Source organism: Oxalobacteraceae sp. CFBP 8761 (genome assembly GCA_014841595.1).
Taxonomy (GTDB): Bacteria; Pseudomonadota; Gammaproteobacteria; order Burkholderiales; family Burkholderiaceae_D; genus Telluria.
The window spans coordinates 2214522-2238301 of sequence record JACYUE010000001.1; the positions used below are offsets into that span (position 1 = coordinate 2214522).

Below are 23780 nucleotides of genomic sequence, written 5' to 3' on the forward strand. Positions count from 1 at the left end.
ATGCAAGACACTTTCGACTTGACGAAGTTTATCTTCGGTCGGCTTGGCTGGGACGCGATTCCCTTCCATGAGCCGATCCTGCTTGCTACCTTCGCAGGTGTGATCGTAGGCGGTGTTGCCCTCGTGGGCATCCTGACCTACTTCCGCCTGTGGGGCTCGTTGTGGAAAGACTGGATCACCAGTATCGACCACAAGAAAATCGGCATCATGTACATGATCCTCGGTCTGGTCATGCTACTGCGCGGCTTTGCCGACGCCCTGATGATGCGTGCCCAGCAGGCGCTCGCCTTTGGCGACAACGCCGGCTTCCTGCCGCCACACCACTACGACCAGGTCTTCACCGCCCACGGCGTGATCATGATCTTCTTCGTGGCGATGCCGTTCGTGACGGGTCTGATGAACTACGTGGTGCCACTGCAGATCGGTGCGCGCGACGTGGCCTTCCCGTTCCTGAACAACTTCTCGTTCTGGATGACCACGATGGGCGCCGTGCTGATCATGGCGTCGCTGTTCGTCGGTGAATTCGCACGTACCGGCTGGCTCGCGTATCCGCCGCTGTCGGGCATCCTGGCCAGTCCGGGGGTGGGCGTCGACTACTACATCTGGTCATTGCAGATCGCGGGTGTCGGTACCTTGCTGTCCGGCGTGAACCTGATCGTCACCATCATCAAGATGCGCGCACCGGGCATGGGCCTGATGAAGATGCCAGTCTTCGTCTGGACCTCGCTGTGCACCAACATCCTGATCGTCGTGACCTTCCCGATCCTGACCGCCGTGCTCGCCATGCTGGGCATGGACCGCCTGTTCGACACCGCGTTCTTCACGAACGACCGTGGCGGCAACGCGATGATGTACGTGAACCTGATCTGGATCTGGGGTCACCCTGAGGTCTACATCCTGATCCTGCCAGCGTTCGGTATCTTCTCCGAAGTGGTCTCGACCTTCTGCGGCAAGCGCCTGTTCGGCTACACCTCGATGGTCTACGCGACCTGCGTCATCATGGTGCTGTCGTACCTGGTCTGGCTGCACCACTTCTTCACGATGGGTTCGGGCGCCAGCGTCAATGCGTTCTTCGGCATCACGACGATGATCATCTCGATCCCGACCGGCGCGAAGCTGTTCAACTGGCTGTTCACGATGTACCGCGGCCGTATCCGCTTCGAACTGCCGATGATGTGGACGATTTCGTTCATGCTGACCTTCACCATCGGCGGCATGACCGGCGTGATGCTGGCGATTCCTGCAGCCGACTTCGTGCTGCACAACTCGCTGTTCCTGATCGCCCACTTCCACAACGTGATTATCGGTGGCGTGGTGTTCGGTATCTTCGCGGGCCTGAACTACTGGTTCCCGAAAGCGTTCGGCTACAAGCTCGACAAATTCTGGGGCACCGTGTCGTTCTGGCTCTGGTCGATCGGTTTCTGGGTCGCGTTCACGCCGCCGTACATCCTGGGCTTCATGGGCTACACCCGCCGCGTGAGTCACTTCGATGACATGTCGGTCCAGTGGCTGTTCCAGATTTCGTTCCTGGGCACCCTGATGATCGCTGGTGGTATCGGCGCGCTGCTGATGCAACTGTATGTCAGCTTCCGTGACCGCAACACCGCACGTCTGCGCGATTTCACGGGCGATCCGTGGGATGGCCGTACGCTGGAGTGGTCGACCTCGTCGCCACCGCCTGACTACAACTTCGCGTTCACGCCGGTGGTGCACGACAACGACACCTTCGCCGACATGAAAAAGAACGGTTACCAGCGTCCGCTCGCCGATTTCGTCGCGATCCACATGCCCAAGAACACCTGGGCCGGTTTCGTGATCTCGGCACTGGCGTGCGCGGTCGGCTTTGCCATCATCTGGCATATGTGGGCTCTCGTGATCGGGGCGTTCATCGTCCTGCTCGGTACGATCATTGCCCATACCTTCAACTACAAACGCGATTTCTACATTCCGGCTGAAGAAGTCCTGAAGACCGAAACCGCACGTACTCGTATGCTGGAAAGCCATGTCTGAAATTAAAGCAACCATGACAGGCGGGATGACACCCGCCGAAGTGACCGCGCGCTACATGGCGCGGGAGCACCACCCGGAGCAGGGCACGTTGCTCGGCTTCTGGCTCTACCTGATGAGCGACTGCCTGCTGTTCGCATCGCTCTTCGCCAGCTACGCCGTGCTGGGCCGCAACTATGCGGGCGGCCCGACCGGCGCCGAGCTGTTCGAGCTGCCGCTGATCGCGCTCAATACCGCGTTCCTGCTGGTGTCGTCGATCACCTTCGGCATGGCCATGATCGCGGCGCAAGCCAAGAACGTGGGCAAGACCAAGCTGTGGCTGATCGCCACGGGCCTCCTGGGCGTGGCGTTCCTGTCGCTGGAAATCTATGAATTCCAGCACCTGATCCACCTGGGCGCCGGCCCACAGCGTTCGGGCTTCCTGACCGCGTTCTTCTCGCTGGTCGGTACCCACGGTCTGCACGTGCTGTTCGGCATCGTGTGGCTGGTGACCCTGTTCGTGCAGCTGTCCAAGCACGGCCTGACCCCGGAAAACTTCCGTCGCCTGGCTTGCCTGTCGCTGTTCTGGCACTTCCTGGATCTGGTCTGGATCTTCGTGTTTACCTTTGTCTACCTGATGGGAGTGCTGCCATGAGCGATCATCATAACGAGCACGACCATGGTCATCATGGTCATGACAGCTACCAGATCCACTACAGTGGCAAGGATTACGCGATCGGCTTCGTCCTGTCGCTGATCCTCACCGCGATTCCGTTCTGGCTGGTGATGGGCAATGTGCTGGCCCCGGACATGACCCGCTGGGTCATCCTCGGCTTCGCCGCGGTCCAGCTGGTGGTCCAGATGGTCTACTTCCTTCACTTGAATTCGAAGGCTGAAGGCGGCTGGAACATGATGGCGCTGGTCCTGACGCTGGTTCTGCTGGTCATCGTGATGTCGGGCTCGATCTGGGTCATGCACCACATGAACACCAACATGATGCCGGGCATGGGTGCTGAAAACACCTCCGACATGACCTGACCGTGGTGACGCACGCGCAGCAGCCGCCGACCCTGTCGGCGCAAGATCAGCCCCCGCCACGGCGCTCGCCTTTCGTGCGACGCCTGGTGACGGTGCTGGCCTTGCTGCTGCTCGTGCTGTTTGCAGTTCTGGGGACCTGGCAGGTGTTTCGCCTGCAATGGAAACTGGACCTGATTGAACGCGTCGATGCACGCGTTCATGCGGCGCCTGCTGCGCTTCCTCCGGTGGCGCAGTGGCCGCAGATTTCCAAGGAATCCGACGAATACCGGGCCGTTGCCCTGTCGGGTCACTATCTCTACCAATACACCGCACCCGTCCAGGCGCTGTCCGAGCTGGGCGCGGGCTTCTGGCTGCTCACGCCGTTCTGCACGGACGAGGGCCACATCGTGTTTGTCAACCGCGGCTTCATCCCGTCATCGGGCGATATCGCCACGCGCTTCCCGGCGCGCACCGCCGGGCCGGACGCCTGCGCCGCCCCGGGCGAGCCAGTGGCGCTGACCGGCTTGCTGCGCATCAGCGAGCCCAAAGGCGGCTTCCTGCGCGACAACGACCCGGTCGGCAACCGCTGGTATTCGCGCGACATCATCGCCTTGACCGCCGCGCGCGGCTTCGACCCGGCCCGCACGGCGCCGTTTTTCGTCGATGCCGGCAAGAACCAGGATCCTGCGTCTGCGCCCGAGCGCGCCGTGGGCGGCCTGACCGTCATCTCGTTCCCAAATAATCACCTCGTGTACGCGCTGACTTGGTATGCTCTCGCCCTCATGGTGGCCGCAGCCTGGTGGTGGGTGGCCCGCTACGAGGCGAAGCGCTCCCGCGACGCCAACGACTAAAGACGCTCCGGCCGCATTGCCGCGCACGGGGCATTGAACGGACGGGTTTCGATGCAATCTCCGCTGGATTTCTTCGCCAGGGCGGCGCGCACGTCGCCGTCGGCGGCGGCTGCGAACGTGGAATTCGCCGCCGGCCACAAGAACATGCTGCAGCTGATCGAGCTGCGCTGGATCGCCGTCATCGGCCAGGTCACCACGATCGCCGCCGCGATCCTGCTGTTCGGGATCGCGCTGCCGCTGGTGCACATGCTGCAGGTGCTCTCATGCCTGATTGCCTTCAATATCGCCAGCCACCTGCGCTGGCACGAACGCCGGCCAGTCTCCAATGGCGAGATGTTCATGGCCATCCTGGTTGACGTCTCGAGCCTGACCGTGCTGCTGTACCTGTCCGGCGGCACCACCAATCCCTTTGCATTCCTGTACCTGCTGCAGGTCATCGTCTCGGCCGTGCTGCTCGACGTGCTGTGGACCTGGAGCATCGTCGCCATCACGATCACGTGCATGGCGGGGCTGGCGGCGTTCGCCGAACCGCTCGCGCTGCCGTTTGACCACGAGCGCGGGATCGGCAGCCTGTATGTCCAGGGCTTGCTGGTCTGCTTCGCGCTCAATGCCGGGCTGCTGGTGATGTTCGTCTCGCGCATTTCGGACAATGTGCGCGACAAGGCGACACAGCTGGCCGCGCTGCGCCAGAGCGCGGCCGAGGAAGAACACATCGTGCGCATGGGCCTGCTTGCCAGCGGCGCCGCGCATGAACTGGGCACGCCGCTGTCGACCGTCTCGGTAATCCTGGGCGACTGGAAGCGCATGCCCGCGTTTCGTGACGACGCCGAGCTGCTGGGCGAACTGACCGAGATGCAGACGCAGCTCAAGCGCTGCAAGTCGATCGTCAGCGGCATCCTGCTCTCGGCCGGCGAAGCGCGCGGCGAATCGGCCGAACGCACGACGGTGCGGGGCTTTCTCGATGGCCTGGTTGAACGCTGGCAGGCCAGCCGCCCGGTGCGCGCTTTCACGTACAATAACCGCATCGCCGACGACTGGCCGGTGGCGAGCGACTCGGCGCTGCGCCAGACGGTCGACAACCTGCTCGACAATGCGCTGGAAGCCTCGCCCGACTGGGTCTGCTTCGATGCGCACATCGACGAGCGTACGCTGGTGCTGTCCGTGCTCGACCGTGGTCCCGGCTTTGCGCCCAGCATGCTGGCGCAATTCGGCAAACCCTACCAGTCCACCAAGGGCAAGCCCGGTGGTGGCCTGGGACTGTTCCTGGCCGTGAACGTCGTACGCAAACTCGGCGGCACGGTGACGGCGACCAACCGGCCGGAAGGCGGCGCCGTGGTCATGCTGCGATTGCCGATGTCGGCCATTGAACTGGAAGAGGAGCTGAACGATGCCGAACCCTGAGCCGCTGCTGCTCATCATTGAAGACGACGAAGCCTTCGCACGCACCCTGAGCCGTTCGTTCGAGCGGCGCGGTTACCGCGTGCTGGGCGCCACCGGCCATGACGAAGCGGCCGCCATCCTGGCCCAGCACAATCCCGGCTACGCCGTGGTCGACCTGAAGCTCAAGGGCCAGACCTCGGGCCTGGCCTGCGTGCAACTGCTGCATGACCACGATCCCGACATGCTCATCGTGGTGCTGACGGGCTTTGCCAGCATCGCCACTGCGGTCGAAGCGATCAAGCTCGGCGCTGTCCAGTACCTGGCCAAGCCATCCGACGCCGACGATATCGAGGCGGCGTTCGGGCATGTGGCCGGCAGCGCCGAAATCGAGGTCACCAACCGCTCGACGTCGATCAAGACGCTGGAATGGGAACGCATCCACGCCGTGCTGGCCGAGACCGATTTCAATATCTCCGAGGCCGCGCGCCGGCTGGGCATGCATCGCCGCACACTGGCGCGCAAGCTCGAGAAGCAGCGGGTGAAGTGATCATGCGCGCGCTCATCATCGGTGTCGCGCTGTTGCTGGGAACGGGGGCCGAGGCGCTGGCGGCACCGGCACCCGCATCGGCACCAGCGCAGGCCCAGGTGGATGCCGGCCGCCGGCTGTTCGCGCGCTGTACCAACTGTCACGAGGTCGGCGCGGGTGCCCGCAATGGCTTCGGGCCGCAATTGAACGGGATCGTGGGCCGCAAGGCGGGCAGCGCGCCTGCGTATGCCTACTCGCCGGCGTTGAAGAAGGCGGGCTTCGTCTGGAACGAGCAGAATCTGGTCGCGTTCATTCGCGACAGTGAAAAGGTCGTGCCGGGTAACAAAATGCGCTTTCTCAGCTTCATGAGCGAGAGGCAGGCCGCCGAGATCGTGGCGTACCTGCGCACGCAGGGTGCGGTGGCTGCGTCGCCAGCGCCGAAAAGATAGCAAGGCTGGTTCAGCGCAGCCTTGCCAGTCGTACGATGCTTACCTGGCCTGGCGCCACTTGCGCGCTGCTAGCATGACGCCCAGGCCGCCGAGCAGCAGCGCAGCACTGGCCGGTTCCGGTACATCGACCGGTGGTTCAGGCAGTGCATCCAGATCCGTGACCGTCAGGGAGTATCTGCCAGCGCCCAGGTACTCGGTCAGCGCAAACGTGCCCAGGCGGAAAGTTGGATTGTCTTCCGAACCTGTGTAGAGCTGGAACCCCAGGGCACTGAACAACAAGTTGTTGCCATGGAAGTCAATGATCTCCATGCCGCCCTCAATGGCCTCGTTGTAAAAGGCCAGGTCCACGACGCCCTCCGACGAGTCGGGGAAATTGCCGGCAATGTCCCACAGGACGAAGCTTTTGCCGTCATCGGCGAGATCGGACAAGACCGTCGAATTCAATTGCCAGCTGGCTGCGTAGTCACCGGTCAGCTGGAACTGGTACAGCGCTGCATTGGCCACGCCAGCAGAAAACAGCATGGCGGCAAGGGCGACATTCCTCAAGCTTTTGATCAGTTTCACAGAGCACTCCGTGGTGGTGAAGGTTGGATGAACATTCATGGGACATCGAATTTCGCATACTGCTGTTGCGATATCCAATAAGCACGGAACATGCCTGTTCAAATTCCTCAATACCAACAAGTACTTGCGTCAAGCTACCGGTAGTAGCGTCATCAAACTGTAAGATTGGTCGACAATGCCCGCGCATCGAACAGGTTCAGCAGTGCTTCCATCTGCACCGGCTTGTTCAGATGATGGTCAATGCCGGCATCGACCGAGCGCTGGCGCGACTCGGCGTCACTCCAGCCGGTCAGGGCGACAATGAACGTAGCGTCGTCGAGCAAACCTTGCGCGCGTGCCGCAATGGCAACCTCATAGCCGGACATATCGGGTAAGCCGATATCGAGCAGCAACACACGGTAGCGATCGTGCGCCAGCGCGGCCAGGGCGGCGGCGCCGGTATGGGCAATGTTCACGTCGAAGCCATGCAATGCGAGCAGCGCCTGCAACAGCTCGGCTGCATCGACGTTATCGTCAACGACCAGCACCGACGGCCCCTGCCGGGGTGCTTCGGGCGCGGCCAGCGCCGGCGCGGGGATGGCCGTTGCGTGCACGTCGGTGCTCAGGGGCAGGGCGATCTCGAACGATGCGCCCCGGCCGTGGCCGTCGCTGTGCGCGGTGAGCGTGCCACCGTGGCGCAGGACCAGGTCGCGCGTCAGCGCCAGGCCGATGCCCAGGCCACTGTTGCCATCGTTGCCGCTGCGGCCTTCCTGCGTGAACATGTCGAACAGGCGGGGCAGCATGTCCGGCGAAATGCCGCGGCCCGTATCGGTGACCCGGATACGCGCCATGCCGTCGGTCCCGGTGCTGATGTGCAGATGGATGTCACCCTGGTTGGCCGAGAACTTGAAGGCATTGTGCAACAGGTTCGACACGCACTGGGCGATGCGCGTGCTGTCGACATCGACAGGGATCCGTTGCGGCGGCAGCGTCAACTGGAAGTTGGCGGCCGATTGTTCGATCATCGGCGCGCTCGTTTCCAGCGCGCTGGCAATCACGTCACGCAGGTCGGCCGGCGCCACCTGCAGTGTCAGCTTGGCCGAGTGGATACGGGATGCATCGAGCAGGTCGTCGACCAGTCGCGTCAGTTGCAGCCCCTGGCGCGTGATGATGGCCGCGGCGCGTGCCAGGGGTTCATCATTGCCCGCGCGCATGGCGATCAGCTGGGCCGCCGACAGGATTGGCGCCAGCGGATTGCGCAGTTCGTGCGCCAGCATCGCGATGAAGACGTCTTTTTGCCGGTTCGCTTCGCTCAGCTCGGCCTGGCGCGCCACCAGCGCATCTTCGCTTTCGCGCAAGCGGGTGCCGGTCGTGCGCAGCTTGCGCATGGCCAGGTTCATGCGCTCGATGACGAGGCAGTCGACGACCAGGATCGACGCGAAAAAGACCAGCGCGATCAGGTCGCTATGCGCCATGGCGGCCGGCGCCAGACGCGGGCCCATGAAGAATGCCCAGGCCGCCCAGGTGCTCAGGAATGCGGTCAGCAGGCCCGGCCCGAGACCGGCCAGGTAGGCCGCCAGCAGAACCGCAGGGAAGAACGACAGGAACGGGAAGCCGCGCGCCGGCAAGATGTCCACCAGCATGAAGCGGGCCGCCAGCGCCACGACGAACAGGAACAGCGCGAACAGATAGCGCAGTGCGAGCGGCGCCGCGCCGTCGCGCCAGGTGCCGCCGGAAAACTGGGGTTGCATAGTCAGGATGGGAAGAGGGTTGCGACGCCGGGGAGGTGGCGTCGCTTGAACGAGTGATTATAAACAGTAATGCACGGCAAGTTCACGAAGAAAGCTTGCTGAGTGTAAATGCAGCGAGAAACCCCGCTGCGACGATCAGGCCGGCAAAATCATGGGTTTCATCGAAGGCCTCGGGGATCATCGTGTCGACCACCATCGCCAGCACGCCCCCGGCTGCCACCGCGGTGATTGCCGCCAGCATTTCAGGCGGGAACTGGTGAAACACCGTGAAGCCCACCGTCGCCGCCAGGCTGGACGCCACGGCAATCGCTGCCCAGATGCCCATGATATAGCCGGTCGAATGGCCGGCGCGCTTCATCCCGGCTGCGCTGGACAACCCTTCTGGCAGGTTCGACAGGAACACCGCCGCCACCATGGCCATGCTGACACCCTGGCCACCAAGCAGCGACAAGCCGATGACGATCGACTCGGGAATCCCGTCCAGCAGGGCGCCGATGGCAATGGCCGTGCCGCTGGCTTTCGCCTTGGGATCGGCGCCCTCCTGCGGCGTGGAGCGCTTGCGGTGCTTGGCACCCTTGCGTGCCAGCAGCCAGTTGGCGCCTGTATAGATGCCAGCGCCAACGACGAAGCCGGCCGCCGTCGAGGCGAGCCCGCCGGTTTCGAGTGCTTCATCCATCAACTCGAACGACAGCGCCGAGATCAGCACGCCGCTGCCAAACGCCATGATCGCCGCAACCAGACGTTTGGGCACCGCATAGCGTACCCCGATCCCGGCGCCAAGCAGCAGGGCGCCGCCGGCCAACAATCCCCATCCACCTGCCTGCAACCAGCCTGCTATTTCCATACGTGTTCCTGTCGTGTTCGGGGGTGCGGCATCCTCACGTGTCCATTGGCACAAATAAGGTTGCCTTGATTATACTTTTCGGGCAATATGGAGACGTGGCAAGTGGGTCGTTCGGCCACCTTGCCCCGATCAGCGAAGAGGCGCTCAGCACCGCTTCTTTTCGTCCCCCGCATTCGTCGGGGGGCTTTTTTTTCCGGTGTCTCTCGCTTGGTCCCGTTATGACTGGCCGAGCGGAATCTTGCCCGCCGCCTCATCGGCATCGAGTTGCGCAATCAATCTACCCAGATCCTGTTCGAGCCGTAGCAGCGTCGATTCGTCGAGCGTGGCCAATGCATTCGGCAACACGCCGGCAAGGGGCGCCGGGGCGCGACGCAGCACCTCCTGGCCGGCCGGCAGTACGCGCAAGGCGACGCTGCGCCGGTCCGTGCCTTCGCGCGCAGCGCTGACGTAGCCACGCTCGACCAGGCCGCGCACCAGGTTGCTGGCAGTGGACTGGTGAATATCGAGCGCGCGGCTCAGGCTCGTTGCGCCGATCCCGGGCTGGCTGTCGATCACCGACAGTGCCCAGACCTGGGCGCCTCCCAGGCCGGATTCATGTTCGAGCTGGCGAAAGTGGGTCTTGACCGCATTGAAGACGATACGGAACTGACGCAGTACGCGTTGGGGCGGCGCATCGGGCGGCAAGGGCTGGGGAGGGGCTTGGGGTTCGGACGACATGCGCGAGATGATAATGCAAGCGTTGTCAAAACACATCATCGCACCGCAGATTCTTCTGCCGGTGGCGCCGTGTCAGCGCTGCGCCCGGATACCCCGTTCTGCGCTAGCATCTGCTGTATGTACAGCGTTTCTGCCCGCCGCGCATTGGGTGCCGGACGCGGCCTGTCGAGGGCCGCGGTGGTGACCTGTTTGCTCGGAATCATGCTGACAGCGGCGCTGTGCGGCGTCGTGCGTACGCTGGAGACCGAGCGGGCCGACGCCGAATTCGCGCAGCGCGCCGGCGTGCGCGTGGCCGCCGTGAAGCAGGCATTTGCCGACGCCGTCGATGCAGCGCGCGCCGTCAATCTGTTCTTCCGCGCGTCCCACCATATCTCGCGCGAGGAATTCGATGCGTTTGCGCTGCCACTGGTGGCAAATCACGGTTACTTGAAAGCGATCGTGTTCCAGCGTTTCGTCAGCGCCGCCGAACGGCCAGCGTTTGAAGCCGAGCGCCGCGCGTTCTGGCCAAACTTTCAGATCCGGGAGCGCGCGGCAGACAGTCCTACGGGGCTGGTGCGCGCCGGCGAGCGCCCCCTCTATCTGGTCAACGATTACGTTGCGCCCATCCTCGGCAACGCCATCGCGTTTGGCGACGACGCATGGTCGTATCCGCCGCAGCGACAGGTCAGCCAGACGGCAATCGATGCCGGTGAGCCGGTCGCCAGTCCCCTGGTCACCCTGCTGCAGGGCGGCGGTGGGCGCCGGGGCGTCCTGATCAGCGTGCCGGTTTACCGGGGTAACGAGCGCCCCGTGGACGTGCTGGCGCGGCGCGCCGCCGTTATCGGCCACACCGAAGTCGTGATCGATGTCGCGCTGCTGGTGGATGGCACCCTGCATGCGGTACGCCTGCTGGATGACGAGGCCGTGGGGTTGTCGCTGCACGGGCCGGATGTCGATGGCCAGATCGTGACGGCCTACCGCCATGGCCCCGGTGCGCGCGCCGGCGGCTGGCTTTCCCGCGTGGGCGACGGCGATATCCTGCGTCATGTCGAACCGGTCGATATCGCGGGCAGCCACTGGCAAGTCGTGGTCGAGGAACAGTCCCTGGCATTCGGGCGTCACGCTGGCGAGCTGGTGGCGCTGGCGCTGGGCCTGGTCCTGAGCGCCGCGACCGCCATGCTGGTGCAGCAGCGTGTGGCGCGCACGCGCCGCATCGAGACGCTGGTCGCGCAGCGCACTGCCGCGCTCGAGCGGGCGACCGGTTCGCTGCGCGTCTACGAGCGGGCGATGGCATCGAGCGCCAATCCGATCCTGCTGGTCAATGCGCGTGCGCCGGGTTACCCGATCGGCTACGCCAACCCGGCCTGCGAGCGCACCTTCGGCTACGCGCCGCAGGAACTGGCCGGCCAGCCGCTCGCGCTCCTGCTCGGTTCCGACACCGATCAGCCGGCCGTGCACGCACTGTGCACGTCGCTGCGCCAGCAGCGCGAGGAAAACGCGCTGGTGACGATGCACACGCGCGACGGCGCCGAACTGATCAGCGATGTCTACATCGCGCCAGTGCGCCGCGCGGACGGCAAGGTCGGCCATTTCGTCGTGACTGTCTACGACGTCACCACTGCCAAGCGCTACGAGGCTGAACTCGAACGCCACGCCCGTTACGACACGCTGACGGGCCTGGCCAACCGCGCGCTGCTGGCCGATCGCATCGAGCGTGCGATTGCTGCAGCCGCCGCGACCGGAGCACTGGTATGGGTCGTGCTGCTCGACGTCGATCATTTCAAGCTGATCAACGATACGCTGGGGCGCACTGCCGGCGACGAGGCGCTGCGCCTGCTGGCCACGCGCATCAGGCGCACGCTGCGCCCGCTCGACACGGCCGCGCGCGTCGGTGGCGACGACTTCGTGCTGGTGCTGTGCGGCTGCAGCGACGAACGCCAGGCCGCCACCCGCGTCAAGCAGCTGCGCGACGCGGTGGCCGAACCATTGCAACTCGGCAGCCAGCACCTGGTGCTCGGCTGCAGCGCCGGCGTGGCAGCCTGGCCGGCCGATGGCACCGACGCCGATACGCTGGTCAAGCATGCCGAAATCGCCATGTACCGCGCCAAATCGGACGGGCGCAATGCGGTGCAGTTCTACGCGCCGCACATGAACGCACAGGCATTCGACCGGCTGGCGCTGGAAAGCGCGCTGCGGCGCGCGCTGCAAGAGCAGCAGTTCACGCTGCATTTCCAGCCGCAGATCGCCCTGGCCACCGGTCGCGTGGTCGGCACCGAGGCGCTGATCCGCTGGCGCCACCCGCTGCTGGGCACGATCCAGCCGGAGCGTTTCATCGGGCTGGCCGAAGAAACGGGCCTGATCGTGCCGATTGGCGCCTGGGTGATGCAGACAGCATGCCGCCAGAACCGGCAGTGGCAACGAAGCGGACTGGGTCCGCTGCGCATCGCCGTGAACCTGTCGGCGCGCCAGTTGGCCGAGCCCGGTCTGCTGGACAGCGTCGAGCGCGTGCTCCACGAGACCGGCCTGCCGCCCGCATCGCTCGAGATCGAACTGACCGAAAGCATGATGATGGGCGACATCGAATCGGCCATCCACACGATGGAATGCTTCAAGCGCATGGGTGTGAAGCTGTCGATCGACGACTTTGGCACCGGTTACTCCAGCCTGCAGTACCTGAAGCGCCTGCCGGTGGACGTGCTCAAGATCGACCGCTCGTTCGTGCAGGACATGGTGGGCAGCGCCGACGGCGCGGCGCTGGTCGACGCCATCATTTCGCTGGCCCACGGCCTGCGCATGCACGTCATTGCCGAGGGCGTCGAGACGATCGCACAGCTCGACTTCCTGCGCGGCGCCGGCTGCGACTCGGTGCAGGGCCACGTCTACAGCCGCCCGCAGACGGGGGAACGGATCGAGGTACTGCTGCGCGCAGGCCACATTGAGCCGAAGACCAGCACCGCGTGACGCCACGGTACAAGGCGCAGTCAGTGTTATCTGTTGATGACGCTGATAGCAATGCGAAGCAATTGCCCTGCCAAAATAATTCGCTCTCCATCCAGCGCCCAGCGCCAGCCCAGGTAATTGGGCAGGTAGCGCGACGCCACGCCGCGAAAGCGCTGTAGCCAGGCCTTGAAACGCTGATGGTACGAGTTGACGTTCTGCACGTGGATAGCAAGATTGCCCAGTCGCCTCGCACGCACACCAGCGCGCAGGTTGACCGTCTCGTGCGCGATCCTGTGCTTGCGTGCAAAGGCGCGGTAGGCGGCATGGCTGTCACTGACCAGCAACGCCTGCTTATCGAGCTTTGGCAGCAAGTTACGGTCGAGTTGTGCAGCCGTAAGTGCGCCGCGGCCAGTGACGGCATCGACCGTGCGCCCCTCACGGTCGCGCGCGACCAGGATACAGTCCAGTTCGCTGGAAATGCCCGGTTTGGCAGCGCGCCCGCCGCGGTGGCGCGGTGGGCGATCAAGCGTGCGTGAACCTTTTTGTGATTCGAGCAGAAATGTTTCGTCGGCCTCGACGATGCCGTTAAGCACTGGGGGGCGGTCGAGCTTGACCCAATGCAGGAAGCGGTGGCGCCAGCGAAAGGCCGTGGTGCGGTGTACGCCAACCTGGTTGGCTGCCTTGCGCACGGGAAGTGAATCGAGCAGCGTCTGAGAATACGCAAGCCATTTGGCCTTGAGCCTCAGCCGAGCCAGCGGCGTACCGGTCAGGTCGTTGAAGGTGCGACCGCAAGCGCAGCAGCGGTAGCGCTGCAAGTCGTTGGCGAACCCGTGCCGGTAGCAGAGCTCGTTGCCGCATCTGGGACAGCAGCGGCCTGGCGCTCTGGATTCAATGATGAGTGCGACGACCTGATCGAGCCCGGCTGCAGGGTGCAGGGCATCGAGCACTTGCCGGCGCTGGGGCTGGTTCAGCGAAGGCAGTTTTGCAAACCAGCCCTTGAAACGCGGCGCTTTCATGATCGACTCCTGACGCTGTGGACAGGGGTTGGACCATTGGACTGCTCGTCAGTTCAAAAGTAGTCTCTATTTAACGCTGACTGCGCCCGGTACAACGGCGCGCCGGGCGCAGGCCACCGGTCGGCTATACTTGCCGAATTGACAGATTGAGCAGGCAGGGATAGCGCGTGGACCAACAGCAGAACGACGACAACACGGACAGCACGCCTGCGCCGACCTTCCAGCAACGCTTGCAACGCCTCGCCCGGCGTGGTTTTTCCGGGGCCCGGACAGGGGCCGGCGCGCTCAAGACCGGCGCGCAGCAGCGCCTGCACGGGCAGCCGATGCCGGTCAAGCTGGCGCTGATCGCCTTGTGGACGATGGCCGCCGGCCTGATGGCGATTCTGGCCTGGCTGTTGGTGCTGATACCCCTCACACCCGGCATCGACGACCTGGAGCAGGCGAGCCAGGCGCGCCCGACCGTCATCCTGGATGCCGGCGGCAAATCGCTCGGCACCTTCGAGCAGGGCCTGCAGGAGCGCGTCAAGCTGTCGCAGGTCTCGCCCCATGTTGTCAAGGCGCTGATCTCGACCGAAGACCACCGTTTCTACGACCACCATGGCATCGACTTCCGGCGCGTGGGTGGCGCCCTGTGGTCGAGCGTGAAGGGTACGCCGCAGGGCGGCTCGACGATCACGCAGCAACTGGCGCGCAATATGTTCCCGCAAGAGATCGGCCGGGCGCGCAGCATCAACCGCAAGATGAAGGAACTGATCACGGCGATCAAGATCGAGAACACCTACAGCAAGACGCAGATTCTCGAGGCGTACCTGAACACGGTGCCGTTCCTGTACAACGCCTACGGCATCGAAATGGCCGCGCGCACCTATTTCAACAAGCCGGCGTCCAAACTCGATGTGCTCGAATCGGCCACGCTGGTGGGCATGCTCAAGGGCACGCACTACTACAATCCGGTGGCCAATCCGGTGCGCTCGCTGGCGCGCCGCAATGTCGTGCTGGGGCAGATGCGCAAGCATGGCGCGTTCGACGAGCGGCGCTATGCGGCGCTGATCAAGCGCCCGCTCCGCCTGCGCTTTGCGCGCCTGCCGGACCGCAGCGGCAAGGACAACCACTTCAGCGCCTACGTGCGCAAGTGGCTGCTCGACTGGGCCGACGAAAACGATGTGAATCTGCAACTTGACGGGCTGGTCGTGCGCACCACGCTCGACACCGCGCTGCAGGCCGACGCCGAACGCGCGGTCAAGCGCCAGGCCGACATGCTGCAGGCCATTGCCGACGTCGAATGGGCGAACCCGAATGTGCCGCGCTCGACGTCCGGCAGCATGTACACGTCGATGCGGCGCAGTGTCGATCCATTCTCGTACTACTGGATCACGCACGGGCGCGAGCTCGATGCATTCGTGCGCGAGACGGGCGCGTACCGCAACGCGGTCGAAGGCGGCGAAGCGCCAGCGGACGCACTCAAGCGCATCAAGGCCGACCGCAGTTTCATGGCCGACCTGAAAAGCGCCAAGTCACGCCTGGAAGCAGGCTTTGTCGCGATCGATCCGGCCACCGGCGAGGTCAAAGCCTGGGTCGGCAGCCGCGACTTCGAGCGCGACCAGTTCGATCACGTGGCCCAGGCCGCACGCCAGCCGGGCTCGACCTTCAAGCCGATCGTGTATGGCGCTGCGCTCGAACGGGGCATCCCGCAAGACCAGATGTACCGCGACGTGGTGCAGTCCTTCCGTGGCGCGAATGGCAGCGTCTGGAAACCGACCGACATGAGCGGCAACACGGGCCGCGCGATGTCGATGCGCGAGGGCCTGATCTATTCCAAAAACACGATCACCGCGCAGGTGAGCCAGGAAGTAGGCCTGCAACCGATCATCGACCTGGCCCAGCGGCTGGGTATTCGCCAGAGCAAGCTCGAAGCCGTGCCGGCGCTGGCGCTGGGCACCAGTCCGGTGACGCTGCTGGAAATGGTCAGCAGCTATGCGACCATTGCCGCGCAGGGTGAATACCGCAAGCCGATCTTTGTGCGCCGCATCGAAGACCGCGACGGCAACGTCATCGCCGATTTCGGCGGCAGCGCGCCCGAGCGCGCCATGTCGCAGCAATCAGCCCTGACCCTGATCGACATGCTGCGCGGCGTCGTCACGCGCGGCACCGGCGCCGGCGTGCGCAGCCGCTTCGGCATCTATGGTGACGTTGCCGGCAAGACCGGCACCACGCAGAACAATACCGATGGCTGGTTCATCATGATGCACCCGAACCTCGTGGCTGGTGCCTGGGTGGGGTTCAACGACAACCGCGTGGCCATCCGCAGCACCTACTGGGGGCAGGGCGGCCACAATGCGGCGCTGCTGGTGGGTGACTTCTTCCGCGGCGCGCTGGACTCCAAGCGCCTCGATGCGGCGGCCTTGCTGCCGGGCGGCAAACGCCCGGAGCCGCGCCGCTACGAAGAAGAAGCGCCCGAGGAAGAGATCTTCGAGGAAGCCTTGATCGAACTGGCGCCGGGCTCGCGCGCCGATCAGCTCGATTTCCTGCAGCAGCCGGTACCGATCCAGCAAGAAGAGGCGATCGAGGTCAGCGAGCCGCAGCAGCAGCAGGAACAGGCCCCGCCAGCCTCTAGCGGCCAGTTGCCGCCGGTGCCGATTCCTTAGCCGCCGCGTCCGCGGCCGGCTCGGCACGCAGCAGCGGGTACGGGTTGATGGCGCCACCCGTCTCGTAGATGCCGTAGTGCAGGTGCGGTGGCGTGCCTTTCGCATTGCCCGTATTGCCGACGTACCCAAGCACGCGGCCAGCCTCGATGCGCATCCCGGCCTCGACGTCGGAATAACGGTCCAGGTGCGCATAATAATGGCGCTGACCGCCTGGGCCCGTGACCCAGACCACCAGGCCGCCGAGGCGGTTGGTGCCAACCTGCGCCACGATGCCTTCGGTGCTCGACAACACCGGTGTGCCGCGCTTGGCGAAGATATCGATGCCCTCGTGTTTGCGGCCTTCGCTGCGCGCGCCACCCCACGTATCGCGCAGCGCGCGGACCTTGACGCCGTCAACGGGCACCGGCAGCGCGGTGGGCTTGGGCATCGACGCCAGACGCATCGTGTACAGCGCCCGTTCGATGGTGGGTTGCAGCAGGGCGTAGCCCAGGATCAGGATGACGGCAACCACGAGGGCGCGCAGGAAAATTCGCATGGTGGTCTCGTATTGACAAGGTGATATCAATCAGGTGGGGACGCTTTGCCGGATTCCCAGTCTGCAGGGCGGGTCATCCGGCGCGGATGCGATATTCTGGGCGCCTACAACCTCTGGAAAGAAACACCATGCGCGCAAGCCTTTGTCTCCTGTCCGTCAGCCTCGCCCTGGGCGCCTGCTCCAGCATTCCTGCAACTGCGCCTTCAGATTCGCCATCGACCGGACCCGCGACGGCCGTCGCAACACCGACGCTGGCCGGCACGAGCTGGCGCCTGGCGTCGTTCCAGGCGAACGACGATGGCAGCCAGCCACTGCGGCCCGGCACGCCGGATGGCTTCACGCTGTCGTTCGGCCAGGATGGCCGCCTGGCCGTCAAGCTCGATTGCAATCGAGGCAACGGTCCGTGGCAGGCCGTGGCCACCGATGCGACGGGCGGCACCTTGACCCTGGGGCCGGTCGCGACGACCCGCGCGATGTGTCCGCCCGATGCAGTGGGCTCGCGCCTGGCGCAGGACCTGCCGGCGCTGCGCACCTGGCGTCTGCAGGACAATCGCCTGCACACGGGTTTGCCGGCCGACGCCGGTGTCTATGTGTGGGAACGCATCACGCCATAGCCGGCACGCGCACGACAAAGCAACTGCCTTTGCCGGGCCCGTCGCTGTGCACGGCCACGGTGCCGCCGTGCAGGGCGGTGAGTTGCTTGACCAGCGCCAGGCCCAGGCCCAGGCCGCCCTGGCCACGGTCGATGCTCGTCGGCCCCTGCACCAGTACATCGAAGATCAGCGGATGCAACTCGGGCGCGATGCCCACGCCGGTGTCGCTGACGCTGACCGCTATCTGATCTCCGTCGCGCCAGACACGCACGTCGATGCGGCCGCCTTTCGGCGTGTACTTGATGGCGTTGTGCAGCAGGTTGTCAACGACCTGTTCCAGACGGGTACGGTCGCCGTCGACCCAGGTATCCGGGATCGTCTCGATGGTCCAGGCGTGCGCGCCGGCGTCGACCAGCGCCTTGGCTTCGGCGCTGCTGCGCACCACCTGCGCGACATCGATGCGGGCGCGGTGCAGCACGATCTTGCCCGACAGGATGCGCTGTACGTCCAGCAGGTCGTCGACGATGCAGGTCAGGTGACGCATCTGGCGCCGGCTGATGTCGCGCGCATTGGCCGCGACCTGCGGCTTGAGATTGGGCATGTCCAGCACCGACATCGCCCCCGAGATCGCTGCCAGCGGGTTGCGTAGTTCGTGACCCAGCATGGCAAGGAAATCGTCCTTGGCCCGGCTCTGGGCCTCGGCCAGCCGGCGCGCGCGCTGTTCGCTGACCAGCAACTGTTCGCGTTCTTCCTGGAGCGATTTGCGCACCTGGCTTTCGCTGGACAGCGCTTCGCTGGTCCGGGCAAGACCTTCGACCAGGGCGTCGACTTCCTCGACCCGGGTGCGGGCGGGCAGGGCAATCGCGCCGTCAGCCAGCAGCGTGACGGCCGCCGCTGCCTGGCTCAGCGCCCGCTCGAGGGTACGCCCGAGATACAAGACGACGGCCACCGCCAGGCCCAGCAGCAGCAGCAGCACGAGCGCCGCGTACCAGGTTGCAGTACGCGCAGCCGCCTCGATCTGCGCCACCGGCACGCCGATGACGATGGTCCAGTCGCTGCTTTTCGAACGGGTGAACACGCCGTAGACGTCACGCCCATCCTGCGTTACGTGGCGGAACACGCCGTGGTTCGCCGCGCGCGTGGCGGCCAGGAAATCCGCGCCCATCGGCTGGCCCAGTGTGTCCGACCCGCGGTTGCGCATGATGGCCAGCCCGTTGCGATCGAAGATCCCGACTTTCCAGTCTTCGCCAATGGCGTCATGGCGCAGGATGCGCTCGAAGAAGCGCACGTCGAAAATCTGGCTGACGATGTTGTACTGGCCATCTTCGAGCGGGGCCGGGACGCTGACCGCGACGGTCGGCAGTCCCGAATACTCGTCGATGAAATAGCCCGACACGAGGGTGCCGCCGGCAAGCGAGACCTGACTCGCCCAATCGCGGGTTGTTGACAGCAACTTGGTGCCGACCGGCGCCTGTGTGGTGAACAGTTCACGGCCTTTGCTGTCATACAGCACGGTCCAGGATTGGGCATTGTTGGCGTTCGTGCTCGAGGTCCAGCGATGCAGGCGCGCATAGTCCTGCTGGCGCATGCCTTCCGAATAAGCGACGGCGCGCAGCGACGCTTCGGCAGCGGCGATCTCGCGGTCGATCTGGAAAGCGGTGGCGCGGGCCATCTCGCGCACGCTGCGCAGGCGCGAGTCACGTTCCCAGTCAAGCAGCATGGACAGGCCGATCCATGAGGCGATTGCCACGGGTAGCAGGATCGCCCCTGCCATCAGGAACAGGTAAGTGCGGGTTTTCATCGATAGTCGGCGGCGGGCGCGACAAGAAGGCGTGATGCAGCAGATGCTGCGCGCCGTGCCGGGAAAGCGCGTATTGTACTTAAGTTAATAGTGGGATGGGTCGATCTCACGTGCGCGTGCAGGCCGGGCTTGTCAACCGTGCCTGCACGGGCACACCGGCATGTGATCAGAGAATCGGCGTGCCACCGGTGACGGCGATCCGCGCGCCGGAGATATAGCTGGCTTCGTCCGAGGCCAGCATCACGAACACGGGCGCTACTTCCTTTGGCTGGCCCGGGCGTTTCATCGGTGTTTCGTCACCGAAGCTCTCCACTTCATCCGCCGGCATGGTCGACGGGATCAGCGGCGTCCAGATCGGACCCGGTGCGACCGAGTTGACGCGGATGCCCTTGTCGGCCAGCAGCTGCGACAGGCCACCCGTGAAGTTGGCGATCGCGCCCTTGGTGGTGGCGTAGGCCAGCAGTGTTGGCTTGGGTTTGTCCGAGTTGATCGACGTCGTGTTGATGATCGACGAGCCACGCGGCATGTGCTTCACCGCAGCTTTGCACAGATGGAACATCGCGGTGATGTTGACCTGGAACGTGTAGTCCCATTCGGCGTCCGGGATGTCTTCGATGGACTCATGGCTCATCTGGAAGGCAGCGTTGTTGACCAGCACGTCGATGCGGCCGAATTCGGTTACGGCGCGCTCGATGACCGCGCGGCAATGCGCCGGATCGGCCAGGTCGCCCGGCACCAGGATCGCGCGGCGGCCGGCTTCTTCGACCAGGCGCGCTGTTTCCCTGGCGTCGTCGTGTTCGTTCAGGTACGAGATCAGGACATCAGCGCCTTCGCGCGCGTACGCCAGCGCCACGGCGCGACCGATGCCGCTGTCGCCGCCCGTGATGACGGTGGCCTTGTCCTGCAGGCGGCCGGAACCGCGATATGAGGTTTCGCCGTGATCGGCCTTGGGATGCAGGGCGGCTTCGCTGCCCGGGGGTGTTTGCTGTTGGGATGGCATGTTCATCGGTGGATCCTTTCAGAATTCAGAGCTGAGGGGGAGCCGACTTGAGCTGACTTTATTGAGAGCTGACTCGAGAGCAGACTGCATAAGACACCAGAGTGACAGTCGCAGCCGCGACGGTCGGTTAGGTGACACACCCAGGGGCGACCATGTTTCAGTAGCAACCACGATAGGCCGCAACCAGGTTTTCGGGTAGGCTTATGCTATTGACAAGGCCATACCAGGAGACCCGCATGTCCACAGCCTACGCAACCCGCCAGCCCGAGCGCGCCGAGATCGATTCGGCACCAGGCATTCTCGTCCTCGACTTCGGCACCGATTGGTGCGGATATTGCCGCGCGGCCGCGCCGGCGATCGCCCAGGCCGTCGCAGGGCAACCGGCCGCCAGGCACGTCAAGGTCGAGGATGGTCCCGGCCGGCCGCTGGGCCGGTCGTTTCGCGTCAAGCTGTGGCCGACGGTGGTCGTGCTCAAGGACGGCCAGGAAGTCGCGCGCGTGGTGCGCCCGGCCGATGCTGATACCGTGACTGAAGCGCTGGCGCAGGCGGCTGCATGAGCGTCGTCACGGCCAACAAGCCCCGTACCGTCCTGTTTGCCAGCTTGATCGGCACGACCATCGAATTCTACGATTTCTATATCTACGCCACGGCCGCCGTACTGGTATTTCCACGGCTGTTTTTCCCGACCGCTGACCCGGGCGCCGCGATGCTGCAGTCGCTGGCAACGTTTGCCATCGCCTTCTTCGCGCGTCCGGTGGGCTCGGCCGTGTTTGGCCACTTCGGTGACCGCGTGGGCCGCAAGGCAACGCTCGTTGCCGCGCTCCTGACGATGGGCCTGTCGACCATCCTGATCGGCCTGTTGCCCACCTACGCCCAGATCGGCGTGGCCGCGCCCCTGCTGCTGGCGCTGTGCCGCTTCGGCCAGGGCCTGGGCCTGGGCGGTGAATGGGGTGGGGCGGTGCTGCTCGCCACCGAGAATGCGCCGCCGGGCAAGCGCGCCTGGTACGGGATGTTCCCCCAGCTGGGCGCGCCGATCGGCTTCTTCCTGTCGGGCGGCGTGTTCCTGCTGCTGGGCGAGTTGATGACCGACGCCGACTTCTTCGCCTGGGGCTGGCGCATTCCATTCCTGGCCAGCGCCGTGCTGGTGGGCGTGGGCCTGTACATTCGCCTCAAGATCACCGAGACGCCGGACTTCCAGAAGGTGTTGGACAGCAAGGCGCGGGTCAAGGTGCCGGTCGTGACCGTCATGCGCGACCATCGCCGCGCGCTGGTGCTGGGCACATTCATCGCGCTGGCCACCTTCGTCATCTTCTACCTGATGACAGTCTTTGCGCTGAGCTGGGGCACGGCGCAGCTCGGATACACACGCCAGCAATTCCTGCTGCTGCAATTGTTCGCGGTGCTGTTCTTTGCGCTGACCATCCCACTGTCGGCGCTGCTGGCCGACAAGCGTGGCCGGCGCACCGCGATGATGCTCGTCAGCGGGGCGATCGCTCTCTTTGGCCTGCTGTACGGGCCGCTGTTCGGGGCAGGCGGCGCCTGGTCGGTCGGCGCCTTCATGGTGCTGGGCATGTGCCTGGTCGGCTTCACGTACGGGCCGCTGGGCACGCTGCTGGCCGAGCTGTTCCCGGCCGAGGTGCGCTACACGGGCGCGTCGCTGACCTTCAATTTTGCCAGCATCCTGGGCGCGTCAGTGGCGCCGTATATCGCGCTGTGGCTGGGCACGAACTACGGGCTGGAGTATGTCGGTTACTACCTGAGCGGCGCGGCGCTGATCAGCCTGCTGGCGCTGATCATGGCCCGCAGCCTGATACCGCACACGGCGAAGGCGTGAACGAACGCCGCTTCGGCGCGCTGACGGGACGTGCGCCGCACGTCTCCGATTCGGCGTTCCTGGCGGCACTGTATCTGGCGACGCGGCCCGACCTGGGCGCGTTGCCAGTGCCGCGCAGCGTGATCGAGGGCATCGCGCGGCACCAGCAGCAACTGCAGATAGAGGCATATGCACAGCGCTATCCTGCCGCCGAGACATGGTTGCTGACCGATGGCGAAGAAGCGCTGGGACGGGTGGTGCTGGACTGGAAGAGCGACACGCTGCGCGTGGTCGACCTGGCGGTGGCGCCCCACGCCCGCCGTTACGGCGTCGCGCGCACGGTGCTGGGGGCATTGCAGGACGCCTGCCGGGGGCAGCGCACGATCGCGCTGCGCGTGCGCGTCGAGAATGCCGCCGCACGCGCGCTGTACGCGGCGTGCGGCTTTGCCGTCGTGCGGGACGACGGCGCGACGCTGGAACTGGCCTGGGGTTGAGCGTCTAGAACGAATAGACCATCGTCAGCGAGGTCTGGGTATCCGTGTTCTTCTTGTCTTCGGGCACGCTGCTGTCGTTGCGGACGCTGAAACCTGCCTTCATCTGCATGCTGCCGTTGATCTTGGTCGACAGCGACGTCTCGGCCACCGAGTGGGTATTGGATGTGCCTTTCTCGACGCTGATCGTCTGCGCAAAGAACGCCGACGGGCTGACCTGCCAGCGGAACTGCGCCGCGCCGCGCACGGTCAGGCCGTCTTCTTCTTCGTCCGTCTCGCGCCTGCCGTTGAAGTAGCCCGGACCGATCTCGACGTCGAGCGTCTTGTCCGGCGCCGTGTACCAGCGCGAGCCGTAACCGACCGACAGTGACGAGTAGCGCACGTAGGCGCCGAACTTGTCGTTCACGTGCGAGCCGAGGACGAAGGCGCGCCGGCCGTCGCCCAGCAGCTTGAACGAGGCCTTGGCCGAGGTGGCCCAGCGCTCGGCCGACCGCGCGCGCAGCAGTTCGCCTTCTTCGTTCTCGTACTCGTCTTCCTTGAAGTAGCCGCTGGCAATGAATTCATGGCTCCAGTCCGACGTTTCGTGGCGGGCGTCGATCTTGCCCGTCACCGACGTGCCGCTCGTGTTGCCGGAGGTATTGATCGCGCCGAGTTCGGCCGAGGTGAACCAGCCACCATCGGGAATCGCCGGCATCATGACTTTGAGCGGCGCATGGACGTCGCCAACCTGGGGAAGATCGGGGGCCGCGTTGGCCGCGCCGTGGACGCTGACAACGAGCAGCGCCAGGATCGGGGATAGTTTCATCAGCATCCGTTGAGAAGCATGGACCGCACTGCACCAGACCTGCGCAGGGCAACCGGCCCATCGTTCGTGAATCGTGCGCGGCAGCATTGTCGCCGCGA

The 23780-nt window shown here is 64.9% G+C and carries 22 protein-coding genes; 13 read left to right on the forward strand and 9 right to left on the reverse strand.

Annotated features, from left to right (window positions below; translation table 11 throughout):
* The 7 genes from cyoB to IFU00_09745 are packed head-to-tail and all read left to right on the forward strand — an operon-like array spanning nucleotide 1 to nucleotide 6209.
* Nucleotides 1-2010, forward strand: a complete 2010-nt coding sequence (cyoB, locus tag IFU00_09715) for a cytochrome o ubiquinol oxidase subunit I (protein MBD8542558.1) — start codon at nucleotides 1-3, stop codon at nucleotides 2008-2010.
* A complete protein-coding gene (gene cyoC, locus IFU00_09720; protein ID MBD8542559.1) occupies nucleotides 2003-2641 on the forward strand; it encodes a cytochrome o ubiquinol oxidase subunit III in 639 nt (212 codons plus the stop codon). The genes cyoB and cyoC overlap by 8 nt, the downstream gene beginning before the upstream one ends.
* Complete coding sequence (gene cyoD / locus IFU00_09725) at nucleotides 2638-3024, forward strand: cytochrome o ubiquinol oxidase subunit IV (GenBank protein MBD8542560.1); 387 nt, start codon at nucleotides 2638-2640, stop codon at nucleotides 3022-3024. The genes cyoC and cyoD overlap by 4 nt, the downstream gene beginning before the upstream one ends.
* A 32-nt stretch (nucleotides 3025-3056) precedes the next feature.
* Nucleotides 3057-3854: an SURF1 family protein gene (locus tag IFU00_09730; protein ID MBD8542561.1), complete on the forward strand. Its 798-nt coding sequence runs from the start codon at nucleotides 3057-3059 to the stop codon at nucleotides 3852-3854.
* A gap of 51 nt (nucleotides 3855-3905) precedes the next feature.
* Nucleotides 3906-5255, forward strand: a complete 1350-nt coding sequence (locus IFU00_09735; GenBank protein ID MBD8542562.1) for a HAMP domain-containing histidine kinase — start codon at nucleotides 3906-3908, stop codon at nucleotides 5253-5255.
* Nucleotides 5242-5781 carry a response regulator transcription factor gene (locus tag IFU00_09740; protein ID MBD8542563.1) on the forward strand — a complete coding sequence of 180 codons (540 nt, stop codon included), beginning with the start codon at nucleotides 5242-5244 and terminating at the stop codon, nucleotides 5779-5781. Before IFU00_09735 ends, IFU00_09740 begins: the two co-directional genes overlap by 14 nt.
* A 2-nt stretch (nucleotides 5782-5783) precedes the next feature.
* Nucleotides 5784-6209, forward strand: coding sequence for a c-type cytochrome (locus IFU00_09745; protein ID MBD8542564.1), 426 nt, complete (start codon nucleotides 5784-5786; stop codon nucleotides 6207-6209).
* A gap of 39 nt (nucleotides 6210-6248) precedes the next feature.
* Here IFU00_09745 and IFU00_09750 read toward each other — a convergent pair whose 3' ends face one another.
* From IFU00_09750 to IFU00_09765, 4 genes are all read right to left on the reverse strand, one after another.
* The gene (locus tag IFU00_09750; protein ID MBD8542565.1) at nucleotides 6249-6773 is read right to left on the reverse strand and encodes a PEP-CTERM sorting domain-containing protein; all 525 of its coding nucleotides are present in this window, start codon (nucleotides 6771-6773) and stop codon (nucleotides 6249-6251) included.
* A 152-nt stretch (nucleotides 6774-6925) separates the two neighbouring features.
* Nucleotides 6926-8503 (reverse strand): hybrid sensor histidine kinase/response regulator, encoded by a 1578-nt coding sequence (locus tag IFU00_09755; protein ID MBD8542566.1) that lies wholly within the window; start codon nucleotides 8501-8503, stop codon nucleotides 6926-6928.
* Between the two features lie 82 nt (nucleotides 8504-8585).
* Entirely contained in the window at nucleotides 8586-9347 is a 762-nt protein-coding gene (locus IFU00_09760) for a ZIP family zinc transporter (protein ID MBD8542567.1), read from the reverse strand.
* A gap of 216 nt (nucleotides 9348-9563) precedes the next feature.
* Nucleotides 9564-10064, reverse strand: coding sequence for a winged helix-turn-helix transcriptional regulator (locus tag IFU00_09765; GenBank protein ID MBD8542568.1), 501 nt, complete (start codon nucleotides 10062-10064; stop codon nucleotides 9564-9566).
* A gap of 117 nt (nucleotides 10065-10181) precedes the next feature.
* Between IFU00_09765 and IFU00_09770 the strand changes: the two genes are divergently transcribed.
* Nucleotides 10182-13004 (forward strand): EAL domain-containing protein, encoded by a 2823-nt coding sequence (locus tag IFU00_09770; GenBank protein ID MBD8542569.1) that lies wholly within the window; start codon nucleotides 10182-10184, stop codon nucleotides 13002-13004.
* A gap of 26 nt (nucleotides 13005-13030) precedes the next feature.
* On the opposite strand, the gene IFU00_09775 is transcribed toward IFU00_09770, so the two are convergent.
* Nucleotides 13031-13999, reverse strand: a complete 969-nt coding sequence (locus IFU00_09775) for an IS1595 family transposase (protein ID MBD8542570.1) — start codon at nucleotides 13997-13999, stop codon at nucleotides 13031-13033.
* Nucleotides 14000-14166: 167 nt separating this feature from the next.
* Between IFU00_09775 and IFU00_09780 the strand changes: the two genes are divergently transcribed.
* Nucleotides 14167-16644 carry a transglycosylase domain-containing protein gene (locus IFU00_09780; GenBank protein ID MBD8542571.1) on the forward strand — a complete coding sequence of 826 codons (2478 nt, stop codon included), beginning with the start codon at nucleotides 14167-14169 and terminating at the stop codon, nucleotides 16642-16644.
* On the opposite strand, the gene IFU00_09785 is transcribed toward IFU00_09780, so the two are convergent.
* Nucleotides 16610-17179, reverse strand: a complete 570-nt coding sequence (locus tag IFU00_09785; protein MBD8542572.1) for a M23 family metallopeptidase — start codon at nucleotides 17177-17179, stop codon at nucleotides 16610-16612. The genes IFU00_09780 and IFU00_09785 overlap by 35 nt on opposite strands.
* Nucleotides 17180-17307: 128 nt before the next feature.
* Here IFU00_09785 and IFU00_09790 point away from each other — a divergent pair, with 128 nt between their 5' ends.
* Complete coding sequence (locus tag IFU00_09790) at nucleotides 17308-17793, forward strand: META domain-containing protein (protein ID MBD8542573.1); 486 nt, start codon at nucleotides 17308-17310, stop codon at nucleotides 17791-17793.
* Here the strand turns inward: IFU00_09790 and IFU00_09795 are convergent.
* Both IFU00_09795 and IFU00_09800 read right to left on the reverse strand, forming a co-directional pair.
* A complete protein-coding gene (locus IFU00_09795; protein ID MBD8542574.1) occupies nucleotides 17783-19573 on the reverse strand; it encodes a sensor histidine kinase in 1791 nt (596 codons plus the stop codon). The two genes, IFU00_09790 and IFU00_09795, sit on opposite strands and share 11 nt — an antisense overlap.
* 166 nt (nucleotides 19574-19739) lie before the next feature.
* Entirely contained in the window at nucleotides 19740-20579 is an 840-nt protein-coding gene (locus IFU00_09800) for a glucose 1-dehydrogenase (protein ID MBD8542575.1), read from the reverse strand.
* Nucleotides 20580-20809: 230 nt separating this feature from the next.
* Here IFU00_09800 and IFU00_09805 point away from each other — a divergent pair, with 230 nt between their 5' ends.
* The 3 genes from IFU00_09805 to IFU00_09815 are packed head-to-tail and all read left to right on the forward strand — an operon-like array spanning nucleotide 20810 to nucleotide 22880.
* A complete protein-coding gene (locus IFU00_09805) occupies nucleotides 20810-21130 on the forward strand; it encodes a thioredoxin family protein (GenBank protein MBD8542576.1) in 321 nt (106 codons plus the stop codon).
* Nucleotides 21127-22407, forward strand: coding sequence for an MHS family MFS transporter (locus IFU00_09810; protein MBD8542577.1), 1281 nt, complete (start codon nucleotides 21127-21129; stop codon nucleotides 22405-22407). Before IFU00_09805 ends, IFU00_09810 begins: the two co-directional genes overlap by 4 nt.
* A complete protein-coding gene (locus tag IFU00_09815) occupies nucleotides 22404-22880 on the forward strand; it encodes a GNAT family N-acetyltransferase (protein ID MBD8542578.1) in 477 nt (158 codons plus the stop codon). Before IFU00_09810 ends, IFU00_09815 begins: the two co-directional genes overlap by 4 nt.
* Before the next feature lie 4 nt (nucleotides 22881-22884).
* On the opposite strand, the gene IFU00_09820 is transcribed toward IFU00_09815, so the two are convergent.
* Nucleotides 22885-23688 carry a DUF481 domain-containing protein gene (locus IFU00_09820; protein ID MBD8542579.1) on the reverse strand — a complete coding sequence of 268 codons (804 nt, stop codon included), beginning with the start codon at nucleotides 23686-23688 and terminating at the stop codon, nucleotides 22885-22887.
* Between the last annotated feature and the right edge of the window lie 92 nt (nucleotides 23689-23780).